Below are 25344 nucleotides of genomic sequence, written 5' to 3' on the forward strand. Positions count from 1 at the left end.
TGATAAGTCCTGTCTCCTCCGGCAGCTTCATCCGATACACCCGTTGGAAAAGCAGGCTTATAATGTTGTCTATAATTTTCAGGTAAAGATATAGACATGGTACAAGATTTTGCGGACCGGCACAATATGACATCATTCTCACCGCCGCGACAAAATCAGCTTTTCCACATAAACCACCAGTTGATACATAGCTGTAGCCACAGCCGCAATAATCAGCAGACTGGACATCACCAGTGTGAAGTTGAACACCTGAAAGCCGTATATGATCAGATACCCTAGCCCTGATTTGGCCGCCAAAAATTCGCCTACAATCACACCTACCCATGACATGCCTACATTGACCTTCAGCGTGGAAACGACAGTGGGAAAAGATGAAGGCAGTATTACCTTGTTGAATACCTGCACCCGTGAAGCTCCGAACGACCTTGCCACTTTCACCAAATTCGGATCAACACTGCAAAAGCTGTTGTACACTACCAGGGTGGTTATAATCACCGTGATGGACAGCGTCGTCACCACAATCGCCGTAAAGCCCGCACCGAACATCACAATAAAAATCGGGCCCAGCGCTACCTTCGGCATACTGTTAAAGACGACCATATACGGATCAAGCACTGCGGACAAAAACGGCGACCACCAGATGACAATGGCAAGAAGGGTGCCAAGCAGTGTCCCGAGCAGAAAACCCACAACCGTTTCCCCAACCGTCATGCCAAGATGCGGCCACAGGCTGCCGCTGGCCATATCGCCCCAAATTTGCCCGAAGACCTTGGTGGGATAACTGAACAGCAGCTTATCGATCCAGCCCAGCCGGGCTCCGGCCTCCCAGAGCGCAAAGAACAGTACCAGCAAACTGCCGCGGACAGCGGTTACCCGGTTGTGCCAGCGCCGTTTTTTCTTCTGGTGTTCACTATGCTTCTCTTCCAGCCACAGCGCACGGGAGGCTGCAGTTTCAATTTGTTCAACCGACTTCACAACTCACCCCTCCCTGCCAGCTCCATTTCCTTCCACACCTCATGGAAAAGCTCCGCAAACCCCGGCAAATCCCGCGCGTATAGCGGAGGTGTGCTCCGGATCGCTTCGGGCACGGTAAAGATTTTCCGGATTTTCCCGGGATTCGGCTGCAGTAAAATCACCCGGCTGCTGACAGCAATGGCCTCGGACAGATCATGGGTAACAAGAATTGCCGTTGTGCCGCGTCTGCGCAGCGTCTCGGACACCAGGTCCTCAAGCTGAAGCTTGATCTGGTAATCCAGCGCTGAGAAAGGCTCATCCAGCAGCAGCAGGCCCGGATCTGTGGATAGTGTCCGCACCAGCGCCACCCGCTGGCGCATGCCCCCGGACAACTGTGCCGGGTAGGCATGCTCTTTGCCGGCCAGCCCCATCTCCCCCAGCAGCCCGATGGTTTTCTGCCGCGAGCTTTCGTTCAGACGTCCAGTGAGCTCCAGCCCGAGCAGGGCATTATCCAGAATCGTCCGCCACGGAAAAAGATAATCCTGCTGCAGCATGTAGCCCACCTCAGGCGAAGGGCCGCTGACCGTGTGCCCGCTCACGAACACCTCTCCGCGCGAGGGCTGCAGAAGTCCGGCGATGATCGACAGGAGTGTGGTTTTGCCACAGCCGCTGGGGCCGACCAGACTGACGAACTCGCCGGCTTCCACGTAAAGGCTGAAATTCTCGACGGCAAGCGACGCCTCGCGGTCCCCCAGATAGGCATGCGTCACTTCCTTTAGCTGCACAATGGGAAGCATATCGCCCCTCCTAAAAGTTTTGTTAGCTTCCGCTTCAGTGAATCACTCCGTACAAAACTCGCTTCGGAAGCATTCGCTTAAGTTTTATGGAGCATAACTTCTTGATTCTCTTCGTCATAAAACTCGCTTCGGAAGCATTTGCTTAAGTTTTGTTAGCTTCCGCTTCAGTGAACCACTCCGTACAAAACTCGCTTCGGAAGCATTCGCTTAAGTTTTATGGAACCTAACTCTACTACAGGTATCCGCTCATTTCACGCTGGCTTCTGCTTTCTCGGCAAAGCTGTTGTCGACGATTTTGGCTTCCGGAACACGTGCCTTTAATTCACCGGCGTTATCCATAACATCCAGCAGATTGTTCCATTCTTTGCCGTCAATGACCGGATCTACTGCATAGGTGTCCTGCTCTTTGTAGCGCTTAACCGAAGAGATCACAATATCCCGGTCGGTATTCTCAAAATAAGGCAGGATTGCATCGGCAATCTCCTCCGGGCTGTGCTCCTTCACCCAAACCTGGGCGCGCTGGATGGCATTGGTGAATTTTTGTACCGTATCCCCGTTTTTGCTGATATAGCTCTGTTTGGACATAAACACCGTATAAGGCAGGTAGCCGCTTTCCACGCCAAAAGATGCTACAACACTACCGCGATGTTCACGCTCAAAGATGGAGGCCGTGGGTTCAAAAAGCTGCACATAATCCCCTGTGCCGGAGGCAAAAGCGCCGGCAATGTTGGCAAAATCAATATTCTGAATCAGCGTAAGATCCTTTCCGGCATCAATGCCTTTCTGCAGCAGCGTAAAAGCGCCGGCCATCTGCGGCATACCGCCTTTTCTTTGGCCGAGGAAGGTACTCCCCTTCAATTTGTCCCAGTTGAAATCCGCATCCGCCTTCCGTGCGAACAGGAATGTGCCGTCACGCTGGGTCAGCTGGGCGAAATTGATGACAGGATCTTCTGCCCCCTGCTGGTACACGTAAATTGAAGTCTCCGATCCAACAAGCGCCACATCAATGGCCCCGGAGAGCAGAGCCGTCATCGTTTTGTCCCCGCCCGGGATCGTCTGCAGTTCTGCCTCCAGCCCTTCATCCTTAAAAAAATTCTGGGATAATGCCACATATTCAGGCGCATAAAAGACCGAACGGGTGACTTCACCGATCTTCACCTTCACCGCAGCCGAGTCGCTGCCGCAACCGGCAAGGACAGACAGGCACATGGTGAGGATCATGAGCGGCAGCGAGATTTTTTTCCTGAGATTCATCCTTCATTCTCCTTTCTTCCCGGGTCTTCGCCCTTGCTTAAAGCATATGCTCCTGCCTAAAGATTGGTTAACTGACATGAAGTGCAGCGCACCTTACTCATATCCAGTCTGAAACGCACAATTATAAAGCGCTTACATAAAAAGGCCTCCATGAATCAAGGCGAACCCACACTTCCACCTTGTTCAACGGTTATTCTCCATTAGATACCTCTATCGGCTGCAGCAGCCATCTATAAAAGATAGAGCATAGCTGAGGTCTGGTCAGCGGCACCGCGATCATCCAGTCTTCTGCCGGCTTGCCGCTGACGCGCACCAGCCAGCCTCCGGAATTGTTCTCCATATACAAGGCGCGCTGAAAATACCAGGTCCCCTCATGCATGGAACAGAGCTTAAGCTCTCCCTCTGCAGTCGGGCTCTTCATCACGCTGGCCAGCTGCGGGGAATTTACAACATCTCCCGTCTCGGCTGTCAGCCGTTCAGTCAACACGTACAAAGTATAAGCGTCCGCCTGCTCCCGGAGCTCTTCATACTTGCGTCTGGACATCAGCAATGCAGGTGAATCCGAAAGGGTGCTGTATGTAAGCTGAAAGCAATTCAGCAGATAAAAGGACGCACGCTTGATCTCTTCCGGTGTCTTCAATTCACAGTCGGAGGCATCCGTATCTATCAGGTGGGATAACAGTATTGTATCTTTAAAAACCTGCAGGCATAAATCCTGCGTATATTCCCCTTCGCTGAATTTCAACCTGCAAATCCTGTCCGCAGAGGCTGCCCTTTGCAGCATCCCTTCAACTTTTTTATTACCTGATGTTTCAGGGAACAGAAAATGCGCTAAATATAATTTATCATTGTTATTCACATCAAGGTTTCCTTCCCGGAAAGGCTTCAAGCTATAAAACTTGTAATCTTTATGTTATCATAAGCTAATTTTAAGGTAAAATTAAGAAAGTAAGGGTATGATCTATATCATGAAATACTTGTAGCGAGGTGATTTCAAATGAGAATGCTCATCACATTTCAGAACAAGATTGTACCTGTGTACTTCACTACAGAAAATAAACAGCCTACACAAAAAGTGCTTCGATTGCTAAACAACACGCTGGAACTTAAAATTCAAAAGGGCAAAAGCGCCCTGCAGAAATGTTTGAATTCTCTGATCAGTATCGAAATTAAAGGCTCTGAAGCTATATTGCACAGTTACAGTGAAAATGATTCATTGGCGTTATCCCTCTATTAATAGAGGGATATTTTTTTGCACAGAAAAAAGAGCATCTCCCTTACATAAGGAAAATGCCCCATTATATATATTGCCGAATGCCCGCTTCACTAACTGGCTGGTTAGCTGATTCGTTCAGGGGTTTTATTCTCTTGCTTTTCCGCCTTTTGAATCCGCAGCTTGAACAGCTTCACCAGATTTCGCCGGGTATGCTCTTCCTGACAGCTGTCCAATTTTTTAATGATGAACCGGTCAATGGACATGTCACTCGCTCCTTTTATTATTGGATTCTGTTGCAGCCGGAACGGAGAGGAAATCCTTTCCTTATTCCTTGTAACACCTATATAACCGGGTCCCTGCGACCTTAAACCCGGGCCAAAAACACAAAAATAACCTTGCGAAACCTGCGGTACTACATCTTGATCATTCAAAGTAAAAAACCTGCCCACTGCCCGGAGATATGGTAGCTGCGCAAAGAAAAGTACACCAGTGTCGAGCGGATAATTTTTTTATCCGACGGATATTTACAAACAAATAATTAAATGCTATATTAAATATAGTTAATAAATATTAGATACTTAAGGAGAAATCATAATGTCAAAAGTACTTTTCGTTAAGGCTAACAACCGCCCGGCAGATCAAGCAGTGAGTGTGCAGCTTTACAACACCTTCCTGGCAAGCTACAAGGAAACTCATCCGCAAGATGAAATTACAGAGCTTGATTTGTTCGCTGAACAGCTTCCTTACTATGACAACACATTGATTACCGGGATCTACAAAGCTGCTCAAGGGTACGAAGCTACCCCAGAAGAAGCTGCAGGCGCTGCTACAGTGAAGAAATATGTGGATCAATTCCTGGCCGCTGACAAAATAGTCTTTGCTTTCCCGCTGTGGAACATGACTGTTCCGGCTGTACTGCATACCTACATCGATTACTTGAGCCAGGCAGGCGTTACATTTAAGTACACTGCTGAAGGTCCGGTTGGACTGGTAACTGACAAAAAAGCAGTGATTCTGAATGCCAGAGGCGGCGTTTACTCCGAAGGTCCTGCTGCCAGTGCAGAAATGGCTGTTAACTTTGTGGCAGGCATGTTGAACTTCTGGGGCTTCAAAGAAACGACTCAGGTCATTATCGAAGGACACAACCAGAATCCGCAGCAGTCTGCAGAAATTATCGCCAAAGGCCTGGAACTGGCTAAAACTGCCGCTGCATCGTTCTAATTGCCAGAAGCGTTAAAAGTCCGGTTCTTTTTTAGACATCCGCACTTTTTACAGACATCTCCTTTTTACATCAGCCGGACTTTTATTTATATATAGTTTGGCAGAGTGCTTCTTTAAGAAGCTTCGCCGGACACAAGATAAGGGACACCCTGCAGTTCTAGGCTGCAGGGTGTCCCTTTCGATTTCCCTCAATATTCGTCCAGCTCATGCCGCCAGTTAGAGTTACGGGTACGTGAGCCCGCTGACTTTGTTGCAGCAGCAGTTTTCCGCTTTTGCTTCACCTCTTTGCTGCTCTGATACTGCAGTTCCCGCTGGGTTTTCCGGTAATTCAACAGCCGTTTCTCCTCCAGCTCTCCGCTGGCTACAGCCTCAAGTACAGCGCAGCCTTCTTCATGTTCATGCCTGCAATCACCGAAACGGCATTCGGCTGCCAATCTGGTGATGTCGCCGAAAGCAAGATCAAGTCCGCCTTCATCCTCCCATAACTGCAGCTCGCGCATTCCCGGAGTGTCCACAATGATGCCGCCATCCGGCAGAACAAACAGCTCCCGGTGGGTAGTCGTATGCCTGCCCCGGCTGTCATCCTCTCTTACATCCTGGGTTAGCTGAATTGTCTGGCCGCTGAGCCAGTTGACCATCGTTGATTTGCCGCAGCCTGAGGAACCGGTAAGGGCTACGGTCTGCCCTATGCCGATATACGGCAGCAGCTCTTCCCGCCCGTCGCCCAGCAATGCGCTGACCGCATGGATGGCTACACCGGGTGCCACCCGCTCCATCTCGGCGATTTTATGCTCGGCATCCGGGCACAAATCGGATTTGGTTAACAAAATCACCGGATTCGCCCCGCTGTTCCACGCCATGATCAGATACCGCTCCATCCGCCGGACATTGAAATCATCATTAAGTGCGCTGACCAGAAATAATGTATCCACATTGGAGGCAACAATCTGCTCCTCCAGAGTATTTCCGGCAACCTTTCGTGAAATCACGCTGTGCCGGGGCAGGACACCGTGAATGACCGCATGCTCCCCGCCATCCTGCAGCGCCAGAACCACCCAGTCCCCGACAGCCGGGTATTCTCCGGAGTCTGTCAGCGAATGTCTGAGTTTGCCGGCCAGTTCCCCCCATGTCTCCCCGTTCTCCGCCATGACCCGGTATTTGCTGCCAAAGTCGCCCACGATTCTTCCCGGAACATACCCCTTCCCTTCATTCCCTGTAAGCCTTTCATTCCACTTGCTTTGCCAATTCTTATTCCAGCCGTATTGTTCTATTGTCATTATTGCCTCCTGAATGGTTTAACTTTTTGAAATTTCCGCATTACAACCTGTCTGATTCTGATCCTGCTTCACGCATTTCCAGGAACATAAAAAGCCGCCGGAAATCCATTCCGGCGGCATCCCCTGCAGAACCTCTCTTCGGCCACAGGCAAAAGAAAAGCTTGCAGAACATATACGAAAAGTACGGCCTCTTCCCCATGGCGGGACAGGCCGGTAATTTCCGTGCGTGCACAGGTACAGCTATACCTTAGTGCTATATGCACACGCAAAAAAGCCGCCGGAACCGATACGGTTCCCGGCGGCTCTAAAAGGCAACATAGAGCTGGCCCGCTAAGCTGCAATTCCTACACTGCAGCCGCTGTTCCCGGAAGACACGTATCACAAGCAGTATTCAACGATAACGAAATAACCGTATAAACTGTCATATAACATCGTCTCCTTCCGAACTAATATGGTGTAATGATAAACGGAGCTGCATTATTTTGTCAACCTGCAAATCTCATCCGTCTATAAAATAGACTTCAGCTCATCCAGCTCATGGATGGTTTTCCACGGATGTGCATCCAGCTTTTCATCCCACGGATGGTTGCGCTTCAGCCATATCGTCTCCATGCCTGCCTTGGCTGCACCCCAGATATCATTTACCGGATGATCTCCGATAAACAATGTTTCCTCTGCCTTCGTCCCGAGGCGCTCAAGGGCAAGGCGGTAGATCTCCGGATCAGGCTTACTGATCCCGGCCTCCCCGGAGATGACGATGGCCTTGAAGTAACCCCGGAGCTTAAGCAGATCGATTTTGCCATACTGGATATCCTTCTTGCCGTTCGTGACCAGTCCAAGCGTATAGCCGCGCTCCCGGCAGTATTCCAGTATCTCTACGGCATGCTTCATAAGCGCTCCATGGGTGATATATGTTCTGTCGTAATAAGCCCGAATATCCGCAGCGGTCACTTTTTTCCTCCAGGGCAGCACATCGCTCAGTTCGGCAAAAAAACCATCCTTATCACGGTATCCGTCCGCATCTCTGACGATAATATCCTCCACGGTGCGCTCCGCCTCTTCCGGGTCCATATGCCCGAGGAAATCCTGTACGAACTTCCTGCTGAAGCTGCGGAAAGTGTGGTCGCGGTCCATTAATGTGTTGTCCAGATCGAACAGCAAAGCTTGTACTTCTTTCATTCCAAGTTCCCCTTATACCTGAATTTCATTCCGTATCCAGTCAGAAATCCATTGTACTATGGGGGAACACGCAAAGAAAAGACCATTCCGCAAAAAAGGCCACACACCTCCTTCTGCTGAACAGTCTGCAGTTTCAGAAATCAGGACTCAAAATACTCCGGCCGGTGCGTAAGCATCATTTCTTCCTCAGTAATATACAATGGAAAAGGCGGCGTCTCCTTCAAATACCGTTCCGTGGCCAGAAGCCGGTAATGTACCTCGGGCAGCCAGGCATCCTCAACAAGCGGAAGCTTGCCGGTATCGCTGATGTAGTTATCGACAGCCGATTGAACCAGGTCAAGATAATAAGGCACGAGCTTGTCGGACTCCTCAAATATCTCAAAGGTTTCGCGTGACATATAGAACTTTTGCTCAGGCACTCCGCCTAAGTAACGTTTGAGCCGGCTTAAGTCAATGCTTTTATCCTCCATAATCAGGGCCGTGCGGTTGATGGGAGCGGGCATATCTTCTTCAAATTGCCTTACAGCCTGTTTGATCTGCGGCAAGGTAACAGTAAGAGGGACAGTGGGCGAATTCTTCTTGGCGCGCTTGAATATCATACTGAAAGTCTCCTTTCGAAGTATATGTCAGACAACGCTTACAATTCCATTTTATTCGTTAATCAGACATTTAATCAGCTTGCCCGCCTTTTGTCACAAAAAATACCCAAATTTTAGATCATTATTTGACATTTTCCCAATGTGTCCACAACTCCGGCGGGTTCAGCTCATAGTGATCGTTCTCGCGGTACATGAATTGATGCATAATGAACTCGCGGCGAATGGTAGCATAATCCTCGTGAAAGGGCTTGATGAACTCATTGATTTCCTTCTCGGTGTAAACTACACCAGGCTCCAGCTTCTCGGCCATATATTGCAATGCGATCAGCTTCTTCTTATACTGTGAGGGAATCTGCCGCAGGTGGCCGTCCTTGGCAAAAAAATTACGCAACACGGATTCCTTCAGCCTTGCATCCGGAGACACTTCCTCCATCTCTTCCACTCCCTTAGCAAAAATAAATTTCAGCGATGCCTCTGAACCGGCCTGGATAAACTCGGGATTCAGCGCAAAATAAACCGTGTTCTTGTCCCTTCGCTCTTTGATGAGCGCAGCTTCCCGCAGTTTGGCGGCATGATGGGTAACCGTAGGCTGCGACAGATTCAGCTTCTCGGCCAGGGCCTGCCCGTGAACCTCCCCCTTGGACAGCAGCAGCAGAATCCGCAGACGCGTAGGGTCGGACAAGGCCTTGTGGTAATTGACAATTTTCTCAAGCTGCAACAGGGTCACTCTCCTAATAAATACAGGCAAATTTTATAAAATCAATAATTTAGATATATATCTAATTATATACCATCCAATGAACCTGAGCAAGCATATTCACCGGAATTGCCGGGAGGAATGGCGAAAATTTAATATTTAGGGTACGCTTTATAGTAAACGCAATTTATACTTCGGGAGGTTCATCGTTTTATGAAAGATGTCATCATTATCGGGGCAGGCCCTTGCGGACTATCCGCAGCCATTGAATGCCAGCGCCGCGGGTTGTCCAGCCTGATCATCGAAAAGAATTTTATTGTCCATTCCATTTATCTTTATCCGACCAACATGCAGTTTTTCAGCACAACCGCACTGCTGGAAATCGGGGATGTGCCTTTTACTTCACCGAATGACAAACCTTTCCGCCATGAAGCACTGGTCTACTACCGCCGCGCCGCCGAACAACACGGGCTGGACATTGCCGCTTATGAGGAAGCCCTCTCCGTGAAGCCGCTGGAAGACGGGACCTTTGCAGTACATACCCGCAACAAACGCGGGGAGACTTATACCCGCACGGCTGCCAACGTCATTATTTCTACCGGCTATTTCGATCAGCCGAACCTGATTGGCATTCCGGGAGAGGAGCTTCCCAAGGTCACCCATTATTTTGGGGAAGCCCATCCGTACACAGGGATGAAGGTTACCGTCATCGGGGGCAGCAATTCCGCTGTCGATGCGGCACTGGAGCTGCTCAGGGTCGGTGCCGAAGTGGATATGGTCTACCGGGGTGCCAGTATTTCGGAGAACATCAAACCTTGGGTACGGCCGATCTTCGAGAGTATGGTGGCGAAGGACAAGATTGTTCTGCATCTGGAGTCACGGGTAACTGAAATCACACCGGGCTCGGTGCATATCACAGGGCGGAACGGCGAGGTGAAGGAGCTGGATAACGATTTTGTACTGGCTTTAACAGGATTCAGGCCGAGCAGAACGCTGCTCTCCTCAGCCGGAGTAAGCATGGACGAGACCCAAGAGAAGCCGGCCTTCAATCCCTCCACTATGGAGAGCAATGTGCCCGGACTTTATATCGCAGGTGTCATTGCCTCCGGGCGCAACGCCAATGAGGTATTTATCGAAACCGGACGCGGGCACGGCAAGCTGATCGCAGACCACATTATTTCCAAACGTCTCGCTGACTAGCATCCGGGTTTCATAAACTCCGTATCCGGTCCATATGATAAGCATTGTGTGTATCTCAGAAAAGGAGTGTACCGCCTTCATGGATATTACCTCTTTACTGCTGCTCGGTTTTGCGGCACTGGGCATCATCAGCAAAAATTCACCGGTCACGATAGCGGTGGTCGTCCTGCTGCTGCTGCGTGTGCTTGGACTTCAACAGACATTTCCCTGGCTGGAAAAGTACGGACTGACAGCCGGAATCATTATCTTGACAATCGGCGTAATGACACCTCTGGCCAGCGGAAAAATATCATTAGACACCATCTGGCACTCCTTCCTGCACTGGAAGTCGCTCGCGGCCATCGGCATCGGCATGCTGGTCGCCTATCTCGGGGGCCGTGGCGCTCTGCTGATGGGCAGTCAGCCCACCGTTGTCGCCGGGCTGCTGATCGGCACCGTACTGGGTGTCGCTTTCTTCAAGGGGGTTCCGGTCGGGCCGCTGATTGCTGCCGGGATTCTATCTCTGCTGATCGGCAGAGGATAAAGGCTGCTGCTGACTATAAAAGGCTGCCCGGACGCTTCCAAAAAGCGCCAGGCAGCCTTTTTACCTTTTTTAAAAAATAGCATGATTAGCCCTCGATGCTGTACTGCTTCTCGAGTTCCGACCGGAAATGAGGGTCGTAACGGATTAGCCTTCCGGGTGTGCAGTCAAGCGGCTCTTTGTTGCCATGATCACTAGGATGATTGTTCTTCCAACGCCGTTCTTTAACTTTCTGGACGATCTCATTATCCATGAAGGGCGGCTCCGCCTCTTCTTCATCTGCGATCCTTAGAGGAACAGCAAATGCTTCACTCCGTTCTACGCCGCCCGCCGCAATGCAGGACACGGTAAAGATAAGCTCTGCCAGTCCGGGGCTAACCGGCTGCAGCGTATACATCTCCAGCAATAGCTCGGTTGGCGGATTTGAGGACTCAAGTCTAATTTGACTGTCTGCATCAATAGGGTAAACTCCCGCATCTTCAGTCCAAAAGATCCCCTTAGGCAGCTGCAGCCGGACTGCTGCCAGCTTTACCCCGGCAAGCGGTTCGAGCTTGATCCACAGATGATTGATTCCTTCCTCATGCTCAAGGTAGGACTTGGCGAAGCGGAATTCTACCTGGAATGATTGTTCGGTCATAGCTTGTTCTCTCCTCTCAGCAGCCGGGTGACCGCCTCAATCATCTCTGACCTCTGTTCCGGCGTGATCTGCGGACTTACTGTAAGCATCACATCGTCGTTAATCACCAGCGTCTCGTGCTGCAGAATATGCTGCGGCTGGTAGAATTTTAGCCGGGCGCCAAGGCCGGCAATTTCCTCAGGGGAGAGCGCTGCCAGCTTCACTTGAATATCCGCCAGGCTCTCACCGCTTTTGGATAAAGTCAGGATAGCCCGCAAATATTCCAAATGCCTGCCGGTATATACCCTTTTATTCCCCACCAGCTCCAGGGGCGGCAGCATGCCTATCTGCGTATAATACCGGACTGTCCTCAAATTCATGTCCGCATCCTCCTGCTGAAGGATATCTGCCAGCTGCTTGCCAGTATACACTTCCATCAGGTTCATCTCCTGTTATGGTTTGATTCTTCTCCACACGTTACACATAAGTGTATTGGTTACAGTATACTGTAACAAATACTGAAATACAATATCCTTGCCGGGAAGATCAAATGGGAAAAGAATCAAACCATCAGACTTCACACCTCAGGCATCCAGCCGCTGCACATTAAACAGCCGGGCATAACTGCCATCCAGAGCCATAAGCTCTTCATGGGTGCCACGCTCGGTTATCTCTCCGTGCTCCAGCACGACGATCTGGTCAGCATGGGTAATGGTGGACAGCCTGTGGGCCACGATTAATGTGGTCCGCTCCGAAGCCAGCGATTGCAAGGCCTGCTGAATCAAGTGCTCCGACTCCAGATCGAGCGCCGAGGTAGCTTCGTCGAGAATCAGCACCTTGGGGTCTTTCAGGAAGACCCGGGCGATGGCGACACGCTGCTTCTGTCCTCCCGACAGCTTCACACCCCGTTCGCCAACCTCGGTGTCATACCCGTCCGGCAGCTGCATGATGAAATCATGGGCATTCGCCGCCTGGGCTGCTGCGATAATCTCCGGTTCCCCCGCTTCAGGATTGCCGAACAGAATATTGTCCCGCACCGAGCCGCTGAACAGGAAATTGTCCTGCAGCACCATCCCCACCGCCCGCCGCAGGCTCTCCTGCGTCAGCGTTCTGACATCGTGACCGTCCATGCGCAGGCTGCCTTCGGTAATATCATAGAAACGCGGGATGAGGCTGATCAGTGAAGACTTCCCTCCCCCGCTCATCCCGACAAAAGCCACTGTCTGTCCCGGACTGATACTTAGCTCGATATTTTTGAGCACCCAGTCATTTTCATCGTTGTATTTGAACCACACCTTCTGAAACTCTATGGCTCCAGCCGGTGCCGCCAGCGGCTTTGCACCCGGCTCATCGATGATATCATACGGCTCGTTCAGGAGTTCCATCACCCTTTCCAGCGAGGCGGAAGCCTGGGTCAGCACCGTCGAGGAATTAATCAGCCGCCGGAGCGGCGCATACATCCGGTCCAGGTAGCCGAAAAAGGCCACGAAGGTCCCCAGCGACAGATTTCCGTGAATGACCTGATATCCTCCGTATCCGATGACCAAGAGCGGCGCAATGTCCGTCAGCGTATTGATAATGGCGAACGTAAAAGCGTTCCAGCGCGTCTGGGCCATCGCTTTTTCCAGGAATTTGCCGTTGATGTCTTTGAACTGCTTCTTGTCCACCCGCTCCATCGTGAAGCTGCGGATGATCGCAATTCCCTGTATCCGCTCATGCAAATAACCTTGAATCGCCGCCAGGGCCTGAGAACGGTCTTTGGTCAGCAGCTTAAGCCGCTTGTAAAGCGTATTCACCGCAATGCCGTACAGCGGCAGAATAGCAATGGACACCAGAGCCAGCACGGGATTCAGATAGAACATAAAAGCCAGGGCGAACACCAGTGTGAACATATCCAGCCAGACGTTCATCATCCCGACTTCGACGAGGTTTTTGCTCTGCTCGACATCATTGATAAACCGGGAGATCGCTTCACCGACTTTGGTATTCTGATAATAGCGGAGTGAGAGCCGCTGCAGATGCCCATACAGCCTGTTGCGCATGTCAAACAGCACTCTGCTGGTAATCAATTGCGCAAAATACTGGCGGTAATACTCCACAGGTCCCCTGATGATTACGAACAGCACAAGGGAGCCGCCGAGTACCATCATCAGCTTCGACACCCTCTCCGTGACGGAGAGGACCGGATTGTTGAGCAGAACATCGACTACATATTTCAAAATGAGCGGCAGAGTCAGCGGTATGCTGAATTTGATCATGCCTATGAACAGGGTGAGCACAATCCATTTCATATAAGGCCGTACAAAACTATAATAGGATTTCCATTGCTTCACAATATATGATATCCTTTCTCTTTACCGTGTTGATTGGGTACTGTTGACATTTGCGCTCCACAGTGTTTTTATAATTTTAAGTCCATAGGTACCCGAAATTCAGGAGGATAACGATGTCCAGACAATTTGTGACCGAAGCCGTCATGATGGCGATTTACGGCCAGCTTCTTGTTCCGCGAAGCCCCGTAGAATATATAGTGCCTTACACTACTGTGATGGAATTATACGAACTGCGGGACAGCGACGAGCCTCTGATGAGCCATGCAGAGGATGACCAGCATGTGAAGCTCAAAATCCGCGAACTTATAGCCTATTTCGAGGAACCGCTGAATTCCAAGAAAATCAACCGCTGCCTGAACATCCCCTGGGCCAAAAGCTCAGGCATTCTGCTGGGCAGCCACGCACAGATCACCATTATCAACAGTGTTGATAACGCAACGTACGGAGAGACTTTCGATCCTATCGAAACAGAGCTGCTCCTGGCCTCCCAGCGGGAGAAGGTGCCCATTCTGACCGATCAATTCGAGCTGATTCAGCGCATCATTGAAGGCGGAGTCCCTGTTCAGGTGTATGATATTGACGATTTTGACTTTGCGATGGAGGAAGAAACCTTCCGCAGCTCGCATTAATGCGTCACCAGCTCATCACGCGAAAGGCGCCATACAAAAAGCCCTGCCTTGTGGCAAGGGCTTTTTGTCCATATAAGAAAACAGCTTTATTCCTTTAGCACCCCGGCTGCCGCTTCCGGCACATAGACATACTCAATATCATCTTCGGCCTCCGAATACACAATCGACAGATTATAACCCTCCATATACCAAAGATCCTGCTCCTCCATATAAAAGACAATTCCCGCCTGCTCCGTCTGTACAGCTTGACGGCCAGGAGGTTCATTCGCAATCCCCAGCGAGAAGCCCGGATGCAGTCCGCCTCCCGAGCTGTAGCGGGGAAATAAACGGATATATGCCCCTTCCGGCAGCGCAAGTTCCCGCTTGAACCAGGCGGCGGCCTCATTGCTGATTAACATCTCCATCTTTTTAAGCACCTCCTGTATGGTCTAATCATACTGAAAATATGGCCATATTCCAAATGATTTAAGCGGATATCATTTACCGGCTGATTTGCAATCCATCCAAAATTACATTTGACAATTCTTTAGGCCGGGTGATAAACTCGGAACATAACGAAGCGTCTTCAAGTTATTACCAAAATTAATGAAAGGGGTGAGCGCGGTGTTTAACCTTGTACCTGTATATTTTTACACTATTGTCGGCAGTAATACACAACAGAATACCGAAGCAGCCCCGGCAGTGGAAACCTCCTGAGACTCTAGCGTGTGACGCGTACCGCTTTGAACTCAGGCCAGGCAACTCTCCTCCATGTCTCTGTGCTGCAATACAGCACCGTGGACATGATAGCTGATGTTAATTACAGGCATATCATCCGTTACCGGATGGTATGCCTTTTTGCATGCTGTGACGAATTAACACTTTCATTAATCTATCCGTCAAAAAATGATTTGCTGACAAGCCGACAACATTTCAACACGAAAGGAAGGGATTTCCCTTGTTCTCCGTTCTCCGCAATCTCGGCTGGTTTTTCCGCCGCGAAAAGAAACGCTATGCTATTGGACTTATTTTACTGATTGTCGCAGGGGTACTGGAGCTTCTGCCTCCCCGTCTGCTGGGCAATGCCATTGATGACATTGTCAACGGTTCAATAACCGCAGGCTCGCTTATGAAGTATATCGGCTTGATTGTACTCATGCTGCTGATAATCTATTGGATCACCTACATATGGATGCACAAGCTGTTCGGAGGGTCCAACCTGGTAGAGCGTCTGCTGCGCTCCCGGTTCATGAATCATCTGATGACCATGACCCCTTCGTTCTTTGAACGCAACCGGACCGGTGACTTGATGGCCCGCGCCACGAACGATATCCGGGCTGTCTCCGCAACTGTGGGCTTCGGGATGCTTACACTTGTCGATTCGACGATTTTTCTTACCGTAGTGCTGCTGGCCATGGGTTTCCTGGTCAGCTGGAAGCTGACGCTTGCCGCTGTGCTGCCGCTGCCTCTCATCGCAATCGCCATGATCTTCTACGGCAAAGCCATTCATGACCGCTACAGTCTGGCGCAGGATGCCTTCGGTGATATGAACGATCAGGTGCTGGAATCGGTATCCGGGATTCGGGTCATCCGTGCCTATGTGCAGGAACGCCTTGATGAGAAGCGTTTTGGGGAGATTACGGAGGATGTGTACCGCAAGAACATGGCTGTAGCCAAGGTCGATTCGTTCTTCGAGCCAACCATCCGGCTCTGTGTGGGACTCAGCTATGTCATTGCTCTGACTTTCGGTATTTATCTGGTCTTCCGCAATCAGATTACACTGGGCGACCTGGTCTCCTTCAATATGTATCTCGGGATGATCGTCTGGCCGATGTTCGCCATCGGCGAGCTGATCAATATTATGCAGCGCGGCGGCGCTTCTCTGGAGCGGATCGACGAAACGCTGAATTCGAAACCGGATGTGCAGGATGCCGCCCTGCCGGTACCAGTGGCGCAACCGACCTCCATCGAGCTGAAGGACGTCACGTTCCGTTATCCGACCTCAACGATAGATAACCTCACCGGGGTCAGCTTCACGCTCACCCAGGGTCAGACCCTCGGCGTGGTCGGCCGCACGGGCAGCGGTAAATCTACACTGCTTAAGCAGCTCCTGCACGAATATCCGACCGGACGGGGCGAAATCCTCATCTCGGATGTTCCGATTGACAAGATTGCACTTGACCAGCTCCATAGCTGGATGGGTTATGTGCCGCAGGAACAGATCCTGTTCTCCAAATCGGTGCGCGAGAATATCCAGTTCGGCCACCATGGCGCCAGCGATGAGCGGATTATGAGTGCAATTACGGCAGCGGCATTCCAGAACGATCTCGGCACCTTGTCCGACGGTCTGGATACCCTGGTGGGTGAACGCGGCGTATCCCTTTCCGGGGGCCAGAAGCAGCGTGTCTCCATCTCAAGAGCTTTCATTGCCAATCCCGATATTCTGATTCTGGATGATGCGCTTTCCGCTGTTGACGCACGGACCGAAGCCAGGATTATTGAGAATATCCGTGATGAACGGGCAGGCAAAACAACATTAATCTCCACCCACCGCCTTTCCGCTATCGAGCATGCCGACCTGATTGTCGTGCTGGATAACGGGAAGATCATCGAACGCGGCACCCATCAGGAGCTGCTGGATATGAACGGCTGGTACCGTGAGCAATTCGACCGCCAGCAGGTGGAGAACAACCTGACCAATGACTAACCCTATCCATTAAACCAACCATTACGTGTAACTTTTGCCCATCAATGCCGGTTCGGTTCAAAGTGGCTTCAGAAGTTACGCTTACAACACTTTCAGGAGGTGTCACCGTTGACACAGAGTACAGGCAAACGCCTGCTGCAGTATGCTTTAACTGCCAAAAAGACCTTTATCGCAGCCCTTTTGCTGCTTTCCATCGGAGTGGCGGCAGAGCTGGCAGGCCCTTTTATCGCCAAGAGCATGATCGACAATCACATGCTGGCCATCGAAAAACCTTACTTCCAGACCTCCTCCTCCGAGGAAGCGGCTGAGTATAAGAACGCCTATTACAAACGCGGTGACCGCTTCGCACCGGATGAAGCCAAAGGCCAGGAAATCCGCCTGCTGCAGGCAGGAAAAAGCTTTTATTTCATCAATATGCCTGTTGCCCAGCCCGAGGGGGAGCGGACCTTCCGCGAGGGAAAGCTGCATATCCAGCGCGGGGATACCGAAGCCGTCTACCCGGCGGTGAAGCTGTCGGCGGATGAGCTGTTTTCCTTCTACAAACCGGAGCTTCCCGGAATCTACGAGCTTGTAGGCTTGTACGCTTTATTCCTGGTCATCTCGATCTTTGCCGAGTTCGGCAAAACCTACTGGCTGCAATCCTCGGCCAATCAGGTCATCCGCAAGCTGCGGACCGATGTGTACGCGCATATCCAGCGGCTGCCGGTATACTTTTTTGACAATTTGCCTGCGGGCAAGGTGGTGTCCCGGGTGACGAATGATACGGAAGCGGTAAAAGATCTGTTCATCGCCGTATTGTCCAATTTCAGCACCGGGATTATCAATATTATCGGCGTATATGTCGCTTTGTTCCTGCTGGATATCCGGCTCGGCCTGGTCAGTCTGTTCATCGTGCCGATTGTGATTCTCTGGATCGTGCTCTACCGCAAAATCGCCACCAAATACAACACGATTATCCGCTCGCGTCTCAGTGAGATCAATGCGATTATCAATGAATCGATTCAGGGGATGTCGATCATCCGTATTTTCCGCCGCCAGAAGCAGAGTACGGAGGAGTTCGAGAAGCTCAACGATGACTATTTGAAATATCAGAACAAAATGCTGAATTTGAACGCCTTCACGTCCCACAATCTGGTGAACTCGCTGCGCAGCCTTTCTTTTGTGCTGGTGCTGTGGTATTTCGGTTTTGGGAGTCTGGACGGCTCCACCTTTGTGTCATTGGGTGTGCTGTATGCGTTCGTTGATGTGCTGGGACGGATGTTCCAGCCGATTACCGGGATGGTCAACCAGCTCGCCAATCTCGACAGTTCCATGGTTTCAGCCGGACGGGTGTTTACGCTGATGGACGAACCGGGGGAACCGGTGACAGACGGAACCATGCCGCGCTACAAGGGGAATGTAGTGTTCAAGGATGTCTCTTTTGCTTATAAAAAAGACTTCGTCCTGAAGAACATCTCCTTCGAAGCGCGCCCGGGCGAAACCGTTGCCCTCGTCGGCCATACCGGGTCCGGCAAAAGCTCGATCATCAATCTGCTGTTCCGCTTCTACGATCCGCAGCGCGGAACCATCACGATTGACGGCCAGGAGGTCAAGAGCATACCGAAGCAGTGGCTGCGCAGCCACATGGGCATCGTCCTGCAGGACCCTTACCTCTTCACGGGCACCATCGCCTCCAATGTAAGCCTTGGAGACGAGCGGATCTCCCGTGAACGTGTGGAGCGGGCGCTGCAGGAGGTTGGCGCCGATAAGCTGCTGGCCCATCTCCCCCATGGCTTTGATGAGCCCGTGGTGGAAAAGGGCAGCACGCTGTCGGCCGGACAGCGCCAATTGATTTCCTTTGCCAGAGCGTTGTCCTTTGATCCGGCGATTCTGATCTTGGATGAAGCCACCTCCAATATCGACACCGAAACGGAGAGCCTGATTCAGGATGCGCTGGAGGTGCTCAAGAAGGGCCGCACCACCTTCATCATCGCCCACCGCCTTTCCACCATCCGCAGTGCCGACCAGATCCTGGTGCTGCACCACGGGGAGATTGTGGAACGCGGCAGCCATGATGAACTGATGGCCCTCGGCGGAAGATACTTCCGCATGTATCAGCTGCAGCTTGGCGCTGGAGCAGGCGGCGGAACCGAGCTTCCGGCTCCTGCGGCGGTTCAGGTATCCGGTGCTCCCCTGCGGCCATCGGTCAAGCAAGTATAACGCAACAGCTGTTATCCCGCCCGCAGCCTGATCTTCACCCGTGAAGATCAGGCTGTAAGCTAGGAAGCTGCCCGGGCAGAGCCGGGAATACACAGAGGGTTATCAGCAGCTATACTCCCCTGATGCAGGAATCAGCATCAGGGGTTTTTATTTGCTTGTGCTGAGAACATTTGTTCCGTATAATGGAAATATATTATAAGATCGGAGTGGAAAACGTGACCACTTATCGTCTCAGCAAACAGCAAGCCCGGCTTTTCCTGCTTCAGCATCAGCGGCTCATATCCGGAGGCCTGCCCCCCGGCAAAGAGGCCATTTACGACTTCGTCCGCCATGTAGGCTGTATACAATATGATCCGCTCAGCATTGCCGGGCATAATCATGAACTTGTGCTGCAGGCGCGGATTCCCGGCTTCGTCCCGGAGCTGGCCTCGGAGCTGCTCTACAAGGACAGGCTGCTGATCGACGGCTGGGACAAAAATATGTCGATCTACTGCACGGAGGACTGGCCGTACTTTCAGCGGCGCAGAGCGATGGCGGCAGAACGCTATCAAGGGAAAGAGGCACTCGGTGCCATGGTGTCGCATGTCCGGGAAGAATTGACCCGGCGCGGTCCGCTCTCCTCGCTGGATCTGGAGAGCACTGACAAGATAGATTGGGCCTGGGCCCCGGCACGCCTATCCCGCGCTGCCATGGAGAGTATGTATTATTGGGGCGAGCTTTCTGTACATCATCGGGTCCATACACGCCGCTACTATGATTTCAGTGCGAAGCTGCTGCCTGGGCATCTGCTTGACGCTGAGGACCCTAACGTGACACCTGAACAGCACTTTGACTGGTATGTGCTGCGGAGAATCGGCAGCATCGGCCTGCAGTGGAACAAATCCGGAGACGGATGGCTTGGCATCGCAGGTCTGAAGAGCAAGGAGCGGACAGCCGCGATTGAGCGTCTGCTGCTAAGCGGCTCCCTCCGGGAGGTTCGCGTTGAAGGGGTGAAGCTTCCCCTATATATGCGTACAGCGGATGCGCCCGGACTGGAAGAGATTCTGCTGCGCGGAGATACCGCTGATGCAGCCGGGGCTGACCCAGGTGCTGATTTCGCCGCCGCGCTGGCCCCGCTTGACAACCTGCTCTGGGACAGAGAGCTGATCTGGCAATTATTCGGATTCACCTACCGCTGGGAGGTGTACAAGCCGGTTGCTGAACGGGAGTACGGCTATTATGTGCTGCCGCTGCTCTATGGAGACCGTTTCATCGCACGGTTTGAACCGGTAATGGATAAGAAGAACGGGGTACTGAATATTCTGCGCTGGTGGTGGGAGCCAGGCACAGACGTAAGCGCGGAGATGATCCCCGCGCTTACAGCAGCTCTTGGTTCACTCGCGAAGTGTACGCGGGCATCGTCGGTTAAGTTCGCTCCCGGAGTGGCAGAGAGCAACGGGCTTCGGGAGCTGGAAGCCCGCCTTCAACCTTAGAACTGTCCGTTGAACAGGCTGGTGAAGCAGCGGGATACCAGGACATCCAATATTTCAACCGTATTTTCGCCGTTATCCCCTCCAATCAAAGCGATATCCCCCTGGATGCGCAGTCCGCGATCCGTTGCTGCCTCTAGGGAATTGCATCAGTGTGTGTCGCCTTTCCAACGACATCCTTGATCGCAGCGATGACCGCGTCCGGGCGCTCCAACTGCATAACGTGGCTGGAGTCGGTGAGGACCTGGTGGGTACTATTGGAGGACCAACCGGCTTCTTCGGCTTGCATGCTGGCCCAAGCTGCTTCCGCACGATTGAACTGTTCGCGCGTGAGTCCACCTGCGGCCCGTTCGGCTTCGCTGAAAGCGCTCCAAGGTTTTCCCCTGGAGAGCACGGCCAGGGGCAGATGGCCAAGGGTGCGGAATGTGCCGGCCTCACGTAGCGAGTCTTCGAATACGGCTGCCTCCGCGAAGGCGGCTGCAAGGGATGTCGGCTGATAAGCCGTGATGGCTTTCGCCGTCTGGGACGGCAACTCCGGAACCTCGGCAGCAGGCAGCACTAGCCTCGGCAAACCGGTCCACGCCACTGCGGCGAGAGCGCGGAACGCGATTGGAATCGGATTGCTCGCCGGCTCGCCGGTGGCCTGAGCAAGACGCGCGGTCTGATCAGGGTGTGAGGCGTCGACCAGAACCATCCCGGCGACCTCTTTTCTGTAGTATTTGGTGAACGTCATGACGTACGGGCCACCCATGGACGCACCGACTAAAATATATGGCGGTTGTTCATTTGCAGCACGCAGCACTTTGTGAAGATCTTCGGCAATCGCGTGACTGTTCCGCTGACCCTTGGCCGGATCGCTCCACATAATGCCGGCCCGGTCATAGGAGCAAACCCGCGTGAACCGGGCGACCTGTTCCTGGACGGGTTGCCATAGCGCAGATCCGCTTGTATCTGCACCCGCCTCAAGCAAGACAAGCGGTGTGCCGCGGCCCTGACAATTCAGATGGATCTGGCGGCCGCCTATGTCCACAAGCCTTCCGGGCGCCGGGAAATCCTTAATAGCCCGGCTGCGGGCTGCCTGTTCATAAATGCCCCCGGTCGAAACCAGCGCGATTGCAAGGATAGAGCCGATGATGGTCACACGCTTTACCCAGGTTCTAATAGATAAACGCATAATCTTTCCTCCCACTGTAAAAGTAATGTTTTCCTGCTTTCTCTCCGAATGACCCCGGTCCAGCCGCGATGCACGTAGACTATGGCCGGGGGTGGAGGAACCGGTTATCTGTTTCATGCAAGCTCTCTCCTTTTCATTCATCCAAAGACACTATACCCGTCTTATTTGAAATGAAGATGAACGGAGCGTTACAAAAAAACAATCGGGGGCCAGAGGCCTCCGATTGTGATTAAATCAGATAACATAAGCAGCTGTACGGTTGTTATTAGCCCTTCCTGAGCGGCAGCTTCACCGTGAAAACCGAACCCCCGCCGGGCTCTTCATCCGCCCGGATCTCCCCTTCGTGCAGCTCCACGATAAGCTTGACGATGGACAAACCCAGTCCGTTTCCGCTGACGGCGCGGTCGCGGGCTTTGTCCACTTTGTGAAACGGCTTGAAAATATCCGTCCGCTGATCCTCCGGTATTCCGATGCCGTTGTCCGTTATGCGGACGACCGCCGACCGGCCGCCGGCATAGACGCGAATGCAGATCCTTCCATGGACCGGAGTGAATTTAATGCTGTTGCCCAGCAGATTCGTCCATACCTGGCTGAGTTGATCCTCGTCTGCATGGACGGTTACCGGCTCCAGGTCCAATTCGACGGCGATCTCTTTACCGGACCATTGCGGCTCTAGCGCGATAACGACCTTGCGGAGCTGTTCGTCCAGCCGGAAAGCCGCCGGTTGGGCGGGATGGCGATCGTGCTGCAAGGAAGAAAGCCGCAGCAGGTTTTGGCTAATCCTGGACAACCTCTCGCTTTCTTCCTCAATAATCGTCAGGTAATGCATCCGGCTTTCTTCGCTCATCCGTTTCTGCTTCAAAGCCTTGGCGAAGCCGGAGATGGACGTCAGCGGTGACTGGATCTCATGCGATACGTTCGCCACGAATTCCCGCCTCATCCGGTCCAGCTTGGCAAGCTCCTGCGCCATCTCGTTAAAGCTCGTGTTTAGCTGTCCGATCTCATCCTTGCGGTTCGTCCGGAGCTGCATGTCAAAATGCCCTTGAGCCATTTGCCCGGCCGCATCTCTCAGCCGAAGAAGCGGCTTCACAATTGACCGGGCGGCAGCCAGTACGAGGAAGCTTCCGATCAGGAACACGGTTAACAGCTCCGTGTTGACTTCTTTGCTCGACTGCAGCCACAATTCATTGCCCTTCAGCATGACGAATAAGGCATACGACTGACCATCAACCGGAAATGGAAGTCCGACCATCGGATACCGGCCTTCATGCTCGATGTTTCTCGTCACCCCGCCGGACAACACGTGACGAATCCGTTCCGAGCCGGGAACGACAGGCTCCGATCTGTCTTCCAGCAGCGGATTGCCGGAGGCGTCGAACAGTTGAACCGCATAAATGGATATGCTGGAAACGTTGTTCATGAAAGGAATCAATTCCGTTCCAGCGGACGAACGGTAGGTCTGAATGATCTGCTTGCCGTTCGACAGCAAGCTGTTCTCCAACGTGTGAGCAAACGGTTCACGGAACAGTAGCGTAGACGCGATAGAAGCGATGATGAGACTGGCAACAATGACACCGATGAAGGTAAGGACGATGCGGGTATACAGCGATTTAATCCCGGTACACCTCCAGACGGTAGCCGAGACCGCGCAGCGTTACAATGCGGAAATCCGACTCGTGTCCGGCGAAGCGCTCCCGAAGCCGCTTAATGTGTACATCCACGGTCCGCTCATCTCCTTCGTAATCGATGCCCCAAATCTCCGCGATCAGATGATTCCGGGTGAACAACTGCCCCGGATAACTCCCGAGCTTGTAGAGCAGTTCAAATTCTTTCATGGGCAGGGTGAGCTCCAGACCGTCCTTGTTCACCACCTGGTAGCTTTTGCGGTCCAACCGCAGATCGCCAAGGCGTATCGTTTGGGAATAGGCGATCCGGTAGCGTTTCAACAGCGCCTTGACCCGAAGCGCAAGCTCCATCGGGTCGAACGGCTTGACGAGATAATCATCGGTACCTAGCTTGAAGCCTTTGATGCGGTCCGCCGGCTCGCCTTTCGCGGTAATCATGAGCACCGGCATGTCTCCAAGCTCGCGGAGCCTGGCACACAAGGCCCAACCGTCCATTCCCGGCATCATGATATCCAGGACAACCAGATCCGGCGGATAGTTCTCAGCGTATTCCAGCGCTTCGGCACCGTTTCCCTTTTGCACGACTTCAATTCCTTCGTCTTCGAGGTAGAGCCGCACCAGTTCACGGATATTTGCATCATCGTCTACAACCAGTACTTTGGGCATCCGCCTCCCCCCCTTTCGGCCTATGCCGCCACATTTTACGACAACTGTATGAACTCAATATGAACTTTAACCCCGCAGCTCAGGAAATTAAGGTATATCGAATTGGTTTGCACAGCAAGTCTACCATTTCGGTGAATATTCTGCGATATGGCATCGGCTTCCACTTACCAAGATGAGCCGCCATGCGTTTGTTGAGATGATTGGGCGGATAGAAATAAAACAAGAACAAAATTACCCTGGCGGGTGAATAGCAACACGGTGCTCACGGCCGCAGGGATCCCCCACCGCTTCAAAATCAACGGGGGCATGCTGAAGACGGACCGTTGTACTTCTTTGCGATCGATCCGCAGCCCTTACGGACAAGAGAGCCGTTATAGAAGATTCGTCTATTCCGCAGGACTACGGACTGAGTCTAATTCAGAGATGTCTTTATTTGTCCCTTTCCCCTTTATTCCAGGCTCGATCAAACGATATAACGGCTCCTGAGTCCGTATCTGCTGAAAAAGTAAGATTTTTGGCAAAATAAGGGCTCCTCGGTCCGCATCAGTCCGCGAATAGAACCCCATCCTCCTGCATCGCTTATGTCCAGTGAGGCTTCCAAGATATCCGCATTTTTTTACACTGTATAGTTTCCTATTACAAGAACCAAGACGGCTGTCCCATCTTCCACGGGACAGCGCAGCCGTCTTGGTTCTAGCGTTACCCTGGAGAACGATTCCCCATGAATCCTACAGCAACTCTTTAAGTGGAAAAAGGTTAACTAATTTGCTGGAGTACCCTCCTTGGGCAGTTGAAGTGGAAAAAGGGACACTAATTCAGCTCATTTCGCCATTGTTCAGTAAAAATGGCCCAATTAGTTTTACTTTTTCCACTTAACTCTCAGGATTTCTTAATTTTCGGAAAAATAAGTTCCCTTTTTCCAACTAGCACCTGCGAAGAAACCGGTAAGTAACTTGCTATATAAGTTGAACATAAAGAATTCATAAAAAGGGTAGAAGTACGGAGGGGAAGTTTGGATACTTACAGAGCGGTA

General features: G+C 52.0%; 24 protein-coding genes. 8 read left to right on the forward strand and 16 right to left on the reverse strand.

The genetic code is table 11. From position 1 onward, the window contains the following. Window positions 1–138: 138 nt before the first annotated feature. From PRIO_RS19000 to PRIO_RS19015, 4 genes are all read right to left on the reverse strand, one after another. The gene (locus PRIO_RS19000) at window positions 139–975 is read right to left on the reverse strand and encodes an ABC transporter permease (protein ID WP_046504133.1); all 837 of its coding nucleotides are present in this window, start codon (window positions 973–975) and stop codon (window positions 139–141) included. Further along, a complete protein-coding gene (locus PRIO_RS19005; protein WP_020430776.1) occupies window positions 972–1751 on the reverse strand; it encodes an ABC transporter ATP-binding protein in 780 nt (259 codons plus the stop codon). The genes PRIO_RS19000 and PRIO_RS19005 overlap by 4 nt, the downstream gene beginning before the upstream one ends. A gap of 246 nt (window positions 1752–1997) precedes the next feature. Continuing rightward, window positions 1998–3005, reverse strand: coding sequence for an ABC transporter substrate-binding protein (locus tag PRIO_RS19010; RefSeq protein WP_020430777.1), 1008 nt, complete (start codon window positions 3003–3005; stop codon window positions 1998–2000). Window positions 3006–3195: 190 nt separating this feature from the next. Next, on the reverse strand, window positions 3196–3750 hold the full coding sequence (locus tag PRIO_RS19015; protein WP_020430778.1) for a hypothetical protein: 555 nt from the start codon (window positions 3748–3750) through the stop codon (window positions 3196–3198). A gap of 252 nt (window positions 3751–4002) precedes the next feature. Between PRIO_RS19015 and PRIO_RS19020 the strand changes: the two genes are divergently transcribed. Continuing rightward, window positions 4003–4242 carry a hypothetical protein gene (locus PRIO_RS19020; RefSeq protein WP_039835001.1) on the forward strand — a complete coding sequence of 80 codons (240 nt, stop codon included), beginning with the start codon at window positions 4003–4005 and terminating at the stop codon, window positions 4240–4242. 101 nt (window positions 4243–4343) lie between these two features. On the opposite strand, the gene PRIO_RS36130 is transcribed toward PRIO_RS19020, so the two are convergent. Further along, window positions 4344–4484: a hypothetical protein gene (locus PRIO_RS36130; protein ID WP_020430780.1), complete on the reverse strand. Its 141-nt coding sequence runs from the start codon at window positions 4482–4484 to the stop codon at window positions 4344–4346. A 331-nt stretch (window positions 4485–4815) separates the two neighbouring features. On the opposite strand from PRIO_RS36130, the gene PRIO_RS19025 reads away from it, so the two are divergent. Continuing rightward, complete coding sequence (locus PRIO_RS19025) at window positions 4816–5442, forward strand: FMN-dependent NADH-azoreductase (RefSeq protein ID WP_020430781.1); 627 nt, start codon at window positions 4816–4818, stop codon at window positions 5440–5442. A 188-nt stretch (window positions 5443–5630) separates the two neighbouring features. Here the strand turns inward: PRIO_RS19025 and rsgA are convergent, their stop codons facing one another. The 4 genes from rsgA to PRIO_RS19045 form a co-directional block, all read right to left on the reverse strand. Beyond that, window positions 5631–6719 (reverse strand): ribosome small subunit-dependent GTPase A, encoded by a 1089-nt coding sequence (rsgA, locus tag PRIO_RS19030; RefSeq protein ID WP_020430782.1) that lies wholly within the window; start codon window positions 6717–6719, stop codon window positions 5631–5633. Between the two features lie 507 nt (window positions 6720–7226). Then, the gene (locus PRIO_RS19035; RefSeq protein WP_020430784.1) at window positions 7227–7898 is read right to left on the reverse strand and encodes an HAD family hydrolase; all 672 of its coding nucleotides are present in this window, start codon (window positions 7896–7898) and stop codon (window positions 7227–7229) included. Window positions 7899–8038: 140 nt separating this feature from the next. Further along, complete coding sequence (locus PRIO_RS19040) at window positions 8039–8497, reverse strand: DUF3939 domain-containing protein (protein WP_020430785.1); 459 nt, start codon at window positions 8495–8497, stop codon at window positions 8039–8041. 121 nt (window positions 8498–8618) lie between these two features. Beyond that, window positions 8619–9215 carry a DUF2087 domain-containing protein gene (locus tag PRIO_RS19045; RefSeq protein ID WP_039834996.1) on the reverse strand — a complete coding sequence of 199 codons (597 nt, stop codon included), beginning with the start codon at window positions 9213–9215 and terminating at the stop codon, window positions 8619–8621. A 192-nt stretch (window positions 9216–9407) separates the two neighbouring features. Here PRIO_RS19045 and PRIO_RS19050 point away from each other — a divergent pair, with 192 nt between their 5' ends. Further along, window positions 9408–10394: a YpdA family putative bacillithiol disulfide reductase gene (locus PRIO_RS19050; protein WP_020430787.1), complete on the forward strand. Its 987-nt coding sequence runs from the start codon at window positions 9408–9410 to the stop codon at window positions 10392–10394. A gap of 79 nt (window positions 10395–10473) precedes the next feature. Continuing rightward, window positions 10474–10917, forward strand: a complete 444-nt coding sequence (locus PRIO_RS19055) for a DUF441 domain-containing protein (RefSeq protein ID WP_020430788.1) — start codon at window positions 10474–10476, stop codon at window positions 10915–10917. 85 nt (window positions 10918–11002) lie between these two features. Here the strand turns inward: PRIO_RS19055 and PRIO_RS19060 are convergent, their stop codons facing one another. The 3 genes from PRIO_RS19060 to PRIO_RS19070 form a co-directional block, all read right to left on the reverse strand. Beyond that, entirely contained in the window at window positions 11003–11551 is a 549-nt protein-coding gene (locus PRIO_RS19060) for a hypothetical protein (RefSeq protein ID WP_020430789.1), read from the reverse strand. Then, window positions 11548–11967 carry a MerR family transcriptional regulator gene (locus tag PRIO_RS19065; RefSeq protein ID WP_020430790.1) on the reverse strand — a complete coding sequence of 140 codons (420 nt, stop codon included), beginning with the start codon at window positions 11965–11967 and terminating at the stop codon, window positions 11548–11550. Before PRIO_RS19065 ends, PRIO_RS19060 begins: the two co-directional genes overlap by 4 nt. 147 nt (window positions 11968–12114) lie before the next feature. Continuing rightward, window positions 12115–13863, reverse strand: coding sequence for an ABC transporter ATP-binding protein (locus PRIO_RS19070; RefSeq protein ID WP_046504144.1), 1749 nt, complete (start codon window positions 13861–13863; stop codon window positions 12115–12117). Between the two features lie 113 nt (window positions 13864–13976). Between PRIO_RS19070 and PRIO_RS19075 the strand changes: the two genes are divergently transcribed. After that, the gene (locus tag PRIO_RS19075; protein WP_020430793.1) at window positions 13977–14492 is read left to right on the forward strand and encodes a hypothetical protein; all 516 of its coding nucleotides are present in this window, start codon (window positions 13977–13979) and stop codon (window positions 14490–14492) included. Window positions 14493–14578: 86 nt separating this feature from the next. Here PRIO_RS19075 and PRIO_RS19080 read toward each other — a convergent pair whose 3' ends face one another. Continuing rightward, on the reverse strand, window positions 14579–14896 hold the full coding sequence (locus PRIO_RS19080; RefSeq protein WP_020430794.1) for a HesB/YadR/YfhF family protein: 318 nt from the start codon (window positions 14894–14896) through the stop codon (window positions 14579–14581). Window positions 14897–15429: 533 nt separating this feature from the next. Between PRIO_RS19080 and PRIO_RS19085 the strand changes: the two genes are divergently transcribed. From PRIO_RS19085 to PRIO_RS19095, 3 genes are all read left to right on the forward strand, one after another. Further along, complete coding sequence (locus tag PRIO_RS19085; protein ID WP_020430795.1) at window positions 15430–17178, forward strand: ABC transporter ATP-binding protein; 1749 nt, start codon at window positions 15430–15432, stop codon at window positions 17176–17178. Window positions 17179–17286: 108 nt separating this feature from the next. Then, the gene (locus PRIO_RS19090) at window positions 17287–19377 is read left to right on the forward strand and encodes an ABC transporter ATP-binding protein (RefSeq protein WP_020430796.1); all 2091 of its coding nucleotides are present in this window, start codon (window positions 17287–17289) and stop codon (window positions 19375–19377) included. A 215-nt stretch (window positions 19378–19592) separates the two neighbouring features. Next, window positions 19593–20849 carry a winged helix-turn-helix domain-containing protein gene (locus tag PRIO_RS19095; RefSeq protein WP_039790178.1) on the forward strand — a complete coding sequence of 419 codons (1257 nt, stop codon included), beginning with the start codon at window positions 19593–19595 and terminating at the stop codon, window positions 20847–20849. A gap of 133 nt (window positions 20850–20982) precedes the next feature. On the opposite strand, the gene PRIO_RS19100 is transcribed toward PRIO_RS19095, so the two are convergent. The 3 genes from PRIO_RS19100 to PRIO_RS19110 all read right to left on the reverse strand — a co-directional run bounded on the left by PRIO_RS19100 (window position 20983) and on the right by PRIO_RS19110 (window position 24311). Beyond that, a complete protein-coding gene (locus PRIO_RS19100; protein WP_020430799.1) occupies window positions 20983–22137 on the reverse strand; it encodes an alpha/beta fold hydrolase in 1155 nt (384 codons plus the stop codon). A 148-nt stretch (window positions 22138–22285) separates the two neighbouring features. Further along, window positions 22286–23521 carry a sensor histidine kinase gene (locus tag PRIO_RS19105; RefSeq protein WP_231869719.1) on the reverse strand — a complete coding sequence of 412 codons (1236 nt, stop codon included), beginning with the start codon at window positions 23519–23521 and terminating at the stop codon, window positions 22286–22288. A 109-nt stretch (window positions 23522–23630) separates the two neighbouring features. Continuing rightward, the gene (locus PRIO_RS19110; protein ID WP_020430801.1) at window positions 23631–24311 is read right to left on the reverse strand and encodes a response regulator transcription factor; all 681 of its coding nucleotides are present in this window, start codon (window positions 24309–24311) and stop codon (window positions 23631–23633) included. Between the last annotated feature and the right edge of the window lie 1033 nt (window positions 24312–25344).

Source organism: Paenibacillus riograndensis SBR5 (assembly GCF_000981585.1).
Classification (GTDB): domain Bacteria; phylum Bacillota; class Bacilli; order Paenibacillales; family Paenibacillaceae; genus Paenibacillus_AQ; species Paenibacillus_AQ riograndensis.

Excerpts from the sequence above, each read along its gene's own strand:
- rsgA (WP_020430782.1), bottom strand. The coding sequence starts at position 6,719 with ATGACAATAGAACAATACGGCTGGAATAAGAATTGGCAAAGCAAGTGG.
- PRIO_RS19035 (WP_020430784.1), bottom strand. The coding sequence starts at position 7,898 with ATGAAAGAAGTACAAGCTTTGCTGTTCGATCTGGACAACACATTAATG.
- PRIO_RS19100 (WP_020430799.1), bottom strand. The coding sequence starts at position 22,137 with ATGAAACAGATAACCGGTTCCTCCACCCCCGGCCATAGTCTACGTGCA.
- PRIO_RS19020 (WP_039835001.1), top strand. The coding sequence starts at position 4,003 with ATGAGAATGCTCATCACATTTCAGAACAAGATTGTACCTGTGTACTTC.
- PRIO_RS36130 (WP_020430780.1), bottom strand. The coding sequence starts at position 4,484 with ATGTCCATTGACCGGTTCATCATTAAAAAATTGGACAGCTGTCAGGAA.
- PRIO_RS19055 (WP_020430788.1), top strand. The coding sequence starts at position 10,474 with ATGGATATTACCTCTTTACTGCTGCTCGGTTTTGCGGCACTGGGCATC.
- PRIO_RS19005 (WP_020430776.1), bottom strand. The coding sequence starts at position 1,751 with ATGCTTCCCATTGTGCAGCTAAAGGAAGTGACGCATGCCTATCTGGGG.
- PRIO_RS19065 (WP_020430790.1), bottom strand. The coding sequence starts at position 11,967 with ATGGAAGTGTATACTGGCAAGCAGCTGGCAGATATCCTTCAGCAGGAG.
- PRIO_RS19040 (WP_020430785.1), bottom strand. The coding sequence starts at position 8,497 with ATGATATTCAAGCGCGCCAAGAAGAATTCGCCCACTGTCCCTCTTACT.
- PRIO_RS19050 (WP_020430787.1), top strand. The coding sequence starts at position 9,408 with ATGAAAGATGTCATCATTATCGGGGCAGGCCCTTGCGGACTATCCGCA.
- PRIO_RS19075 (WP_020430793.1), top strand. The coding sequence starts at position 13,977 with ATGTCCAGACAATTTGTGACCGAAGCCGTCATGATGGCGATTTACGGC.
- PRIO_RS19025 (WP_020430781.1), top strand. The coding sequence starts at position 4,816 with ATGTCAAAAGTACTTTTCGTTAAGGCTAACAACCGCCCGGCAGATCAA.
- PRIO_RS19110 (WP_020430801.1), bottom strand. The coding sequence starts at position 24,311 with ATGCCCAAAGTACTGGTTGTAGACGATGATGCAAATATCCGTGAACTG.
- PRIO_RS19080 (WP_020430794.1), bottom strand. The coding sequence starts at position 14,896 with ATGGAGATGTTAATCAGCAATGAGGCCGCCGCCTGGTTCAAGCGGGAA.
- PRIO_RS19010 (WP_020430777.1), bottom strand. The coding sequence starts at position 3,005 with ATGAATCTCAGGAAAAAAATCTCGCTGCCGCTCATGATCCTCACCATG.
- PRIO_RS19060 (WP_020430789.1), bottom strand. The coding sequence starts at position 11,551 with ATGACCGAACAATCATTCCAGGTAGAATTCCGCTTCGCCAAGTCCTAC.